Source organism: Roseateles sp. P5_B10 (assembly GCF_056400485.1).
Window position 1 is genome coordinate 1 of the sequence record NZ_JBFULE010000629.1, and the last position, 3,115, is coordinate 3,115.

Below are 3,115 nucleotides of genomic sequence, written 5' to 3' on the forward strand. Positions count from 1 at the left end.
GGTCAGCCCCGACGTGCGCAGTTTCGCCTCCAGCCTGAGCCAGCCCTATTGCGGCGTGAACTCCGGCTTCGAGGCGGCACGCTGGCTGGGCCTCAGCGAGAGCGGCGGCACGGCGACCTCGCTGGCCCTGATCCCGCTGCACCAGCCCAGCGCCAACGAGGACAAGCCCTTCGGCCTGCTGGTGCTGGGTTCGCCCGATCCGACGCGCTACACGGCCGAGATGGGCACCGACTTCCTGACCCGCGTCGGCGAGATCGCCAGCGCTGGGCTGGCGGGCTTGCTGGTGGGATGAGCCCACCCCCTACCGGCTTCGCCGGCCCCCTCAAGGGGGCGCCGCTGGTGGCCCGGCAAAGGCGGTTCCACGGCGGCCGCTTGGTCGAGTCCGGATGCCGGCGTGCGATCGGAAGTTATGCCTGACATGATGACTCTCAGCGCGGACTTCGGCGACTTTCTGCAGCACGCCCGCGTGCAGCAGCGCCTGAGTCCGCGCACGCTGCGTATCTACACCGATGGCCTTGAGCGCCTGCAGGCCATGTTGGTCGAAGCTGCGATCGACGCACGCAATCTGAACATCGCCCAGGCGCGCCGCCTCGCGGCCCTGTTGCATCGTGAAGGCCTGGCGCCGAAGTCCATCGCGCTGCTGCTGTCGGTCTGGCGCAGCGCCTACCGCTGGCTGGGCCTGCAGGGCCGCGTCACGCTCAATCCCTTCGACGGCCTGCGCGCGCCCAAGGCGCCCAAGCCTCTACCCAAGGCGCTAGGTGTAGACGACGCGGTGCAGCTCGCCGCCTACGCGCCCGAGGTGGCGGCCGACCCGGTGCTGGAGGCCCGCGACCGTGCCATGGTGGAACTGCTCTACGGCGCGGGCCTGCGCGCCTCGGAGCTGACGGGCCTGGATGCCCAGGCCAGCGGCCAGGCCGCTGGCTGGGTCGACCTGCAAGCCAATGAAGTGCATGTGCTGGGCAAGGGCGGCAAGCGCCGCAGCACGCCGCTGGGCCGTGCCGCGGCCGAGGCACTGCGCACCTGGCTGGCGGTGCGGCCCCAGGTCGTGGCGGCTGGCGAGGCGGCGCTCTTCGTCGGCTCTCGGGGCAAACGCATCGCCGGCTCGACGCTGCGCGCCATGCTGAGCGCACGCGCCGTCGCGGCCGGCAGCCCGGCCCACGTTCATCCGCACATGCTGCGCCACAGCTTTGCCTCGCACCTGCTGCAGTCCAGCGGTGACCTGCGCGCGGTGCAGGAGCTGCTGGGCCACGCCCACATCACGACGACCCAGGTCTACACCCAGCTGGACCACCAGCATCTGGCGCGCATCTACGACGCCGCGCACCCTCGAGCCAAGAAATGAGATTCCAAATCACGGCTTTGGCCGCGTTGGCGGCCCTGTTGCCGGCCACGACCTGGGCCCTTCCCGACGACGCGCCGTTCGCACGCGTGCAAACGGTGCGCCCGGCCGCGGTCGAGGGCAATTGGACCAAGATGAAGATGCCCGACGGCGGCCGCACGGCCTTCGCTTCGATCAGCTACATGATGGCCTTGGACGAGGATTGGGGCTTCGGCCCCGGCGTCTACGGCGCGGCCAAGGGCAACTACGGTGGCATCTTCACTGTCGGCTTCACGGGCCAGCGGCGCTGGCGGCTCTCCGGCGACACGCATCTGGCCGCCAGCCTCTACGTGGGCGCTGGTGGCGGCCTGTCCAACCAGCAGCTGCGCTTCGGGGGCGGCCTGATGCTCAGGCCCGAGCTGTCGCTGCGCACCGAGGTGGGCGCCTGGTACACGGGCGTCGGCATCTCCCAGATCCGCTTCCCGAGCGGCAATGTGAAAAGCGGCGTGGGCCTGAGCTTTTCCCTCGGTCGATCGCTGGGCTTCCCCAGCTTTTCGCCGGACGATGCCGGCCGCCCGGGGCGGGCGACGCAACGCACGGGCCTGGGCTTCGACGAGATTGCCTTGACGGGCGGCTTCGAGAAGCCCCGCTCCGCCAGCCGTGACCRCAGCGGCAACCCGCTGACGCGCCGCATTGGCAAAGCTGGCGGGGAGCTGAGGCAATACATCGTCGACGGCAGCTGGTGGGGTATCGAGGCCGCCGGCGCAGCCCAGGGCGGCGCCGACGGCTATATGGAAGTGCTGGGCAACATCGGCCAGGACTGGGCCCTGTTCGGCACGCCGCGGCTGCGCGTGGGCGGCCAGCTCGGCGCGGGCCTGGGTGGCGGCGGCACGCTGGACACCGGCAGTGGACTGCTGCTGCGCGCCGGGCCGACGCTGCGCTGGCTCACGCCCTGGGGCCCCAGCGTGCGCCTGGATGCCGGTTTCACCTATGCGTCCAGCGGTTCCTACAGCGCGCCATACGTGCGTGCGGTGTTGGCGATGCCGCTGGACCGGTCTCCGGTCGCATTTGGCGACGACACGAGCAACGGCATCGTGCGCGTGCAGCAACTCGGCGCCAGCGTGCTGCATCTGCCGCGTGTGCGCTTCAAGGACGGCCGACGCGAGGCGGTCAGCCATCTGGCCGTCAACATGTCGCGCGAATTCACGCCGTATGTCTATGGATCGGCGTTGGCGGGCAGCGCGGCCGCGGGCAGCGCCGGAGCCTATTCCTTCGGGCTCGTCGGCCTGGGCTTGCAAAGCGACCCGCTGTGGGGCGGGCTGCGTGTCGGTGCGGAATGGCTGGTCGGTGCGGCTGGCGGTGGTGGCGTGCGGGTGGGCGGCGGCGCCGTGACGCAAGCCGAGCTGTGGGCGCAATGGCGGATCGGCGAACGGCTGCGGCTGCGCACCGGCCTGGGCGAGTTCCGCACCATGCGCGGCAGCAGCCAGTCAACGCCCGTGGTCCACATCGGCCTGAACTACGCCTTCGGGACGTTGCAGCGATGAACAGTTGCCCCCACGCGCCCACACGTCGTGTGGCCGCTGCCCCCCGAGGGGGCGCTTTTCATCTTGGGACGGCCCGGCGATGAAAAAGATCACCCTGCGCGCCGGCAAGGAGCGCTCGCTGCTGAAGCGCCACCCCTGGGTGTTCGAAAGTTCCATTGCTCGCGGCGGCGCCGACGCTGGCGAGACCGTGCGTGTCGAATCGGCCGACGGCGCCTTCCTGTGCTGGGCGGCCTTCAGCCCGCAGTCGCAGATC

Annotated in this window: 3 protein-coding genes and 1 pseudogene; all 4 read left to right on the forward strand. The window is 70.6% G+C overall.

Annotated features, from left to right (window positions below; genetic code table 11):
- The coding region (locus tag AC1DU6_RS25050; RefSeq protein WP_477860388.1) for a DUF484 family protein at positions 1 to 292 on the forward strand (292 nt) is incomplete at its 5' end.
- Between the two features lie 126 nt (positions 293 to 418).
- Positions 419 to 1,342, forward strand: a complete 924-nt coding sequence (locus AC1DU6_RS25055) for a tyrosine recombinase XerC (protein ID WP_477860390.1) — start codon at positions 419 to 421, stop codon at positions 1,340 to 1,342.
- Positions 1,339 to 2,862: a hypothetical protein gene (locus tag AC1DU6_RS25060; RefSeq protein WP_477860392.1), complete on the forward strand. Its 1,524-nt coding sequence runs from the start codon at positions 1,339 to 1,341 to the stop codon at positions 2,860 to 2,862. The genes AC1DU6_RS25055 and AC1DU6_RS25060 overlap by 4 nt, the downstream gene beginning before the upstream one ends.
- A 79-nt stretch (positions 2,863 to 2,941) precedes the next feature.
- A pseudogene (locus AC1DU6_RS25065) lies at positions 2,942 to 3,115 on the forward strand (23S rRNA (cytosine(1962)-C(5))-methyltransferase RlmI); the annotation flags it as partial.

What these genes read in the sequence shown, in the direction of transcription:
- AC1DU6_RS25055 (WP_477860390.1), top strand. Translation starts at nt 419, where the DNA reads ATGATGACTCTCAGCGCGGACTTCGGCGACTTTCTGCAGCACGCCCGC.